Source organism: Ewingella sp. C233 (genome assembly GCF_055407225.1).
The window spans coordinates 2,686,812-2,693,515 of sequence record NZ_JBUZRI010000001.1; the positions used below are offsets into that span (position 1 = coordinate 2,686,812).

Here is a 6,704-nt window from a genome sequence, read left to right on the forward strand (position 1 = left end):
GTTAGTCAGTTTTCCGGTTATTGCTGGTATCAGACGGAGATTGCCAAAAATCGAAGAAGTTGAACCAGTCATGTGGCGCCCGCAGGCAGTAATATTCCAGACGCCCGGCGTAGCGGTCAACCGCCTGCTGTAGCGCTTCGTGGCGAGTGGCCCGCGGCAATAACAGCGGGTCAGCAAAGGGTTCGAAATGGATATTCAGCCGCCCGGCATATTCAATACCCCACATCAGGAAGACCGGTGCGCCGAGTGCGGCGGCAAGGATAAACGGCCCCTGAGGGAAAGGGGCCGGGTGGCCGAGAAAAGAGCTGTAACTCACGCGCCCCTGCGACTCACCGCGCTGATGCTGCCCGGCAGAAGTGCGGTCGCCAACCATTGCCACCCATTCACCGGCATCCAGTTTCTCTTTCAGCATCATGGCCGTTTCCGGCCCCATGTCACTGACCTGAATCAGATTGACGTTGGCCTGCGGATTGACCTCTTTCATCACCTGATTAAAGCGTTCGGCGTGCTGCGTGAATACCAGCGCGTTGACAACCACCCGCTGATCGAGCGCCGCGATGGCGCGGCAGGATTCGATGTCGCCCAGATGCGAGGCCAGTATCAGCGTGCCACGGCCGCTGGCGATTTGCGCTTCACACAACGCTTCATCGATGAGACTCACGTTTTGCAGTTTTCCCTGCCAACTGGCGAGTTTGTTCAGCATCGCACCGCCAAAACGTATGAAGTGGCGAAACGTATTGAGCGGGTAAGGCAGGCTGACATTTTGCTTGCGGGCGAAATCTTCCAGACGTTGCAGATAATGCTGTGATGCGCGGCGTTGTGCGTTTCCCGTCAGCCAGAAGTAGCCAATCACTGGGTAGAGCAGCAATGCGAAGGCCCTTTGCCCCAGCAACTGATAAACCCGCAGCATCAGGCGGATGCCCCACAATCCTTTGCGCTCCTGCGTGGCGGACCAGTGCGGCTCAGGCGATACACTGCGTTGGCGCAACAGCTGTGGAATACGTGGCAACATGCCAAAGAATAAGCGCGAATGCATGAGTGAGATACGCAGGTTATCTTTCAGGGTATCGAAGTGCGAAAGACCGTCCGTCGGGTAGATAACCCGGGTCGGGATAAAACGACTGCGCGTCCCCTGCCAGTAGAGGCGGACCATAATTTCAATGTCGAAATCCATCCGCTCGCCCAGTGGGCGTTCAGACATCAGGCGCAGGGTCGGCGCTAACGGATAGACGCGGAATCCACACATGCTGTCTTTAAGTGACAGCGACAGGGTTTCTATCCATACCCAGACGTGAGTGATATACCGGCCATAGAGCCGCGCTTTGGGTACTGAGTCGTCATACACCGGGCGGCCGGAGATCAGGCAGTCAGAATGCTGTTGCGCCTCAGCCAGCAGCCGCGGGACATCCGCCAGATGGTGCTGACCGTCGGCATCGACCTGTAGCGCATGGCTAAAGCCCTGTGTGAATGCCAGAGTCAGCGCCGCCATCACCGCAGCGCCTTTGCCCTGATTGTGTGTCAGCCGGTGCAAAGTCAGCCAAGGTGTCGCGGCGGCGAGTCGTTCAAGCTCCTGCGCTGTGGCACTTTCGCTGCCGTCATCCACGACAATGCAGGGCAACCCGAAGGGTTGTAGCCGCGACACCACGTCGGCCATTGTGGCCCCGTGGTTATAACAGGGGATGATCAGACAGGGCGAAAAATTTTCACCGGCGTTTAGTCGCATAGCGTGATTTTTCCACTGCTGGCGAGGGTTCCCGCTATGCTGTACTGGAATTGCAGGCGTGATTTTTCTTTTAGCCATTCAATATTCAGCTGGAGTTCATCTCCCGGTAATAAGGGACGCTGGAATTTGACGACATCCATCCCGCTAAAAGCCTGGTCGAGTGCCAGAAGCGTCGAGGCAAAGGTCATCACCCAGTGAACCTGCGTCACGCCGGGAAGAATCGGGTAATGCGGAAAGTGACCGTCGAACCAGAACAGTTCCGGAGGCAGCCGCAGGGTAAGTTCGATTGCGTTTTCACCCACGGTTTTCTGGCTCACTATTTGCGGCATCTTCATACAAACAAATCCTGTAGTTCGGCGTAAGTGCGCTTACCCTGCGCATTGAGCGGAATAGCTGGAACAAAGCGCCAGAAGCGGGGAATTGCCACGGCAGGTAGCCAGTCACGCAGCGCAGCGCGTAGGAATGCAATACGGGCGCGTTGTGTCATCGGTTCATCCTGCAGTTCAGGTTCGCTGAGCACGACGGCGGCAGCGATATAGAGCCGGCCTTTAATTTGCAGCGTCAGTACGCTGACGTCCGTTATCTGTTTCATCGCCAGCAACCGCATCTCTATTTCGCCGAGCGATATCCGTTGTTCGGCAATTTTCACAATGCGGTCTTTACGACCGGCCAGCTCAAAGCGTTTGCCGTCGGGCAGCAGATGAAGAGTATCCCCCAAAACTACCCCGTCTGGCTGTGGGAGCCAGTCTGATAATACGGAAAACTGATCGTCGGGATGCCCGGTCAGCTGCACTTTTTCAAACAACGTCCAGAGAGAGTCAGGTTTTTGCTGCTGACGGCTGGCGATAATACCGGTTTCTGTCGTGCCATAAATTTCAACCGGCCAGACGCCGCAGTGCCTGACGACTCGGTTAGCATCTTCCGCCAGCAGTGTCCCGCCCGCCGAAAATACCAGGGAACAGGTAACTGCCGCGAGGTGACTGTCCGTACGCTGGAGAAAAGCAGGACTGCTGACCAATGCTAAAGCGTGTTCCTGAGCCAGTTCCACCAGTTGCTCATGGTATTCAAGATTCGCTGTAGAGAACGGTCTGCCGAGCGACATCGGCAGCATCAGGCCAAACGTCAGCCCGTACATATGATGAGGGGGCACGCTGGCAACAAACCAGGCCGCCTTAAGGGATTCGCCGTAACACATGGCAAGCTGCTGGCTTTCGGCCTCAAGGCAACGTACCGGCTTAATCACCTTTTGAGGGGATCCGGTGCTGCCCGAGGTAAACAAAATCAGAAACAGATCGTCCCGCCATTCAGGCAAGCTGTCGTCCTTCATGTCGGCGGCGCTGAACTGCGCTGAATCACAAGTGAATAGCGGGCAAGAGATCGTTAACGGCAGATCGGTGAGGAGCGCGTCGAATTCATGTCGTTGCTCTTCCAGTTGCAGCTGACGGGAGTGTCCCGGTAAAACAGGAATACACCCGCAATAAAGAACTGCCAGCATCGCCACGGCAAAATGGTAGTTATCCGCAAAACAAAGCGCCCAGCGCTGATGAGGCGCAGAGCGAATCTGGCGAATGAGTATAAGCACGTGATGGCGCATTGTGGCCTGATTCCATACCGTGCCCTCCCGCCAGGCGATCGGTTGCTGTGGATCACGCGATTCATCCAGCCAGTTTTTCATCGGCAAGCTCATACCCGCAGAATGCATTTTCTGACTATCCATTCTCCTCCCATCAATGTGCCGATTAACACGTAACTCAGTCCCCCGTTATAAAAAGCCCACAGCGCCATGTCGCCTTTAAAGCAGGTGTACAACGCGATACCTCCGTTTAAGAGGAAGAAAACGCACCATATTTGGGTCACCCGCCGTGTGTAGATGATGGCGGCAGGTGGCAATTCATCATGACGAAGCCGCGCCAGCCGCTCAACGACAGGAACTGCGCTGCGCAATGATGCCATAAAGACTATAAGTAAAAGCAGGTTAACAACGACCGGATAATAGAGCAGTAAATGAGTCTGATTCAGTAATGTGCTGGTCGCGGCCAGCAGGAGGCCAATCAGCGCACTGTATTTTGTCACCCACAACAGATGACCCGATTTCTTCCGCAGGATCATCAATCGTAGCAAAAATACCGCGAAGAGAATCGGAGCCAGGACGCTGATGCCAAAGTGAGTTACGCCAAGCCAAACGGCGAAGGGATAGGCAATGATGAACAGCGCCATCACTGCCTGAATAAGAAGAGAAGTACGTGAAATTGAAGGGCGTCGGGGATCGCGCATCAGCAGGTTATTGCGGTTCGGCGTTGAGCAATTCGTCAATTGCATCAACAATATCCTGAACAGTGCGAACAGATTTGAACATCTCCGGCTTAATTTTCGTTCCGGTTACACGCTGCAAATGCACGACCAGATCAACCGCATCGATGCTGTCTAAGTCCAGATCGTCATACAGTCTGGCTTCCGGCTTAATATCACTTTCATCAATCTCGAACAGCTTGACCAACAGCTCGCTGATTTGTTGGTAAATTTCTTGTTTTTGCATACGCCCTCTCAACCGCGCTGTTCTGAAATAAAGTGAGCGAGGGTTTCCACTGAATAAAAATGCTGCCGCATTGTTTGGCTTTCGGCAGAAAGTACCACGCCATATTGTTTTTTTAATGCCAAACCTAATTCCAGGGCGTCTATGGAATCCAGTCCTAAACCATCACCAAACAGAGGGGCATCCGTGAGAATTTCCTCTGGCGTCATCCCTTCAAGATTAAGGGTTTCGATGATAAGAATTTTAATATCGTGACTTAATGAATCCATTGCTTATTTCTCGTTATTTTCAAAGTCGACACGCATCAGTTCGGACCGGAGATAACGTGTAAGACGTCTCGCCGCCAGTGCAGGAGAAAGATCGTTTTGATCGGAAAATTGCCCGGCGGCAATCTTGCCCTGAACCCTGATTATAAACTGAGGTTTCGTATCAGGGATCTTATACCATTTGCCCTGTTTCGTCAGCATTGGCGGCTGACAGGAGATCTGCACGATCCGCACATCGCATCCTGCTCTAACGGCAATATTAGCCGCACCACGTTGCAGGCTGATAGGCTGCCCGACAACCGAACGCGTGCCCTCCGGAAAGATAAGCAGTGTTCCTCCTGCCTTCAGTCGATTATCACATGCTTGCATCAATGCCTCTGAGCCTGAATTGACCAGATACCCCGCCGCTTTGATGACGCCGCGAACAAAAGGGTTGTCCAGCAAAGCCTGCTTAACAATACAGTCACAGCGCGGCATGCAGGAGGCCAGAAAGACATAATCGAGCAGACTGGGATGGTTGGCGACAACCAGGCATCCCTTATCCTGCGTAAACTTCTCTGCACCAATAATCTGGTAGTCCATCACACCTGCCAGGCGCAGCGCCTTTAGAAAAAACCTGAAGCTGTAGCGGATGCTGCTGTGCGTCAATTGCTGGAGGCGTACCTCCCGATGAACGACCAGACGTAAGAGAGTAAACCAGACCAGAGAAAGCGCCAGACCACCAATTCCGAAAAGTGCGAAAAAAAGCCCTGTAGCCATCCAGCGCCACAGCCGGTTTACCAGACTTGCCTGAACAGGATTATTCGTCACGTTGGGCAGTCCACTGCCAGTGATGTGTCACGGCATCGACCCTGAATAAGTTCTTTTCACAGAGCCATTCGTGGAGGAATTGCAAACTTTGAGGCAACGTGGAAGGGAGGGGGATATCAGGGCCAGATAAGCGCTCGAAAGTGAACTGATTCCCTCTCGCGAGTAAAAAAGCGACAGCATAAGGGGCAGGTAATGGCGGCCTGTTTTGCGCATAAGCAGCGGGGATTGTGCCGTCAAAATCAACAAATAAAACATGTTGAGCGCCGGTGTTGAGTGCTGCAACAGCGTCCAGTAAACCCTGCTGAAAACTATCCTCTCCCGCCGCCAGTGACGTCACCGGAAATATTTTCTTGCCTGCGATCGTCACCCAACCAGCGGCAGTATTATGTACTGACATTGAGAAATCGGTAGGGGAAATATCGTCCTCTTCTGCAAGGCTTTGCAGAATCTTATAGGTTCTTTCCAGCTCCCCATGGCGGCTGGTAAATATAGCCATATCTACGCAGTGATGGTCCATAATATCCAGACTGATTTCAACGGCCAGACGGCTTGCAAGACTCATTCTGCGAGCCGTCATCATAGGGATCCGCTGACTTTTCACCAGTTCATCTGAAACAGGCAAAGTGGTGCTCTTTGCAGCCCATGTAACCCACTGAGATGCATCATTAATACCCGGCGCAATCGCCCGCCAATCCAGAATATCCAGTGAGTATTTCATACGCGATGCATCTCGAACCCAATCATCAAAGAAAAATACTTTATTCTATTTCAAGGTAAGTTGCATCCGTAACATTCCTAATTAATGAAAGACCGCACATCTGCAATATGCATATAAACATTTTTATTCTTTTAGTTCTTTTCATACAAATATAATTCAGGCATTCATATCTATATATTTTAGAAAAAAAAGAATGAGATCTGTATATTTTAAATATCAGTAAAACATCTTTAAATAATAAGATGCCGCAGAAAACATGGATTGTTTTCGATTTAAAGCAGGATTTTGAAGTGAATCTAACGAGGAATGTTGCAATCGTATGCAATGGGAAGCCGATACTTGGGAAATTAAATGCAAAAAACCCTGAATCTTTCGATTCAGGGTCTGTGCAATTAGTGGCGGAACGGACGGGGCTCGAACCCGCGACCCCCTGCGTGACAGGCAGGTATTCTAACCAACTGAACTACCGCTCCACCGGTTCTTTCACCTACATCAGCAATCGTCTGATATAAGTTCGTTCCTGTTATCTTTCCTTGTCAGGGGAAAAAGGAACTAATTTGATGCCTGGCAGTTCCCTACTCTCGCATGGGGAGACCCCACACTACCATCGGCGCTACGGCGTTTCACTTCTGAGTTCGGCATGGGGTCAGGTGG

8 protein-coding genes, 1 tRNA gene and 1 rRNA gene are annotated in these 6,704 nt (G+C 52.0%); all 10 read right to left on the reverse strand.

Features of this window, described 5'->3' with window-relative positions:
* Nucleotide 1: 1 nt before the first annotated feature.
* Nucleotides 2-1,723, reverse strand: coding sequence for a glycosyltransferase family 2 protein (locus ACZRKO_RS12180; RefSeq protein ID WP_463737417.1), 1,722 nt, complete (start codon nucleotides 1,721-1,723; stop codon nucleotides 2-4).
* Nucleotides 1,714-2,058, reverse strand: a complete 345-nt coding sequence (locus ACZRKO_RS12185; protein ID WP_463737418.1) for a 3-hydroxyacyl-ACP dehydratase FabZ family protein — start codon at nucleotides 2,056-2,058, stop codon at nucleotides 1,714-1,716. Before ACZRKO_RS12185 ends, ACZRKO_RS12180 begins: the two co-directional genes overlap by 10 nt.
* Nucleotides 2,055-3,440 carry an AMP-binding protein gene (locus tag ACZRKO_RS12190; protein WP_463737419.1) on the reverse strand — a complete coding sequence of 462 codons (1,386 nt, stop codon included), beginning with the start codon at nucleotides 3,438-3,440 and terminating at the stop codon, nucleotides 2,055-2,057. Before ACZRKO_RS12190 ends, ACZRKO_RS12185 begins: the two co-directional genes overlap by 4 nt.
* A complete protein-coding gene (locus ACZRKO_RS12195; protein WP_463737420.1) occupies nucleotides 3,407-4,042 on the reverse strand; it encodes a COG4648 family protein in 636 nt (211 codons plus the stop codon). The genes ACZRKO_RS12190 and ACZRKO_RS12195 overlap by 34 nt, the downstream gene beginning before the upstream one ends.
* A complete protein-coding gene (locus ACZRKO_RS12200) occupies nucleotides 4,005-4,259 on the reverse strand; it encodes an acyl carrier protein (protein WP_463737421.1) in 255 nt (84 codons plus the stop codon). Before ACZRKO_RS12200 ends, ACZRKO_RS12195 begins: the two co-directional genes overlap by 38 nt.
* An 8-nt stretch (nucleotides 4,260-4,267) precedes the next feature.
* Nucleotides 4,268-4,525, reverse strand: a complete 258-nt coding sequence (locus ACZRKO_RS12205) for a phosphopantetheine-binding protein (RefSeq protein ID WP_463737422.1) — start codon at nucleotides 4,523-4,525, stop codon at nucleotides 4,268-4,270.
* Nucleotides 4,526-4,528: 3 nt separating this feature from the next.
* Nucleotides 4,529-5,281, reverse strand: coding sequence for a lysophospholipid acyltransferase family protein (locus ACZRKO_RS12210; RefSeq protein ID WP_463737550.1), 753 nt, complete (start codon nucleotides 5,279-5,281; stop codon nucleotides 4,529-4,531).
* 40 nt (nucleotides 5,282-5,321) lie between these two features.
* Nucleotides 5,322-6,050, reverse strand: a complete 729-nt coding sequence (locus ACZRKO_RS12215) for a beta-ketoacyl synthase chain length factor (protein ID WP_463737423.1) — start codon at nucleotides 6,048-6,050, stop codon at nucleotides 5,322-5,324.
* 396 nt (nucleotides 6,051-6,446) lie between these two features.
* Nucleotides 6,447-6,523, reverse strand: a tRNA-Asp gene (locus ACZRKO_RS12220).
* Between the two features lie 89 nt (nucleotides 6,524-6,612).
* A 5S ribosomal RNA gene (gene rrf / locus ACZRKO_RS12225) occupies nucleotides 6,613-6,704 on the reverse strand; the annotation flags it as partial.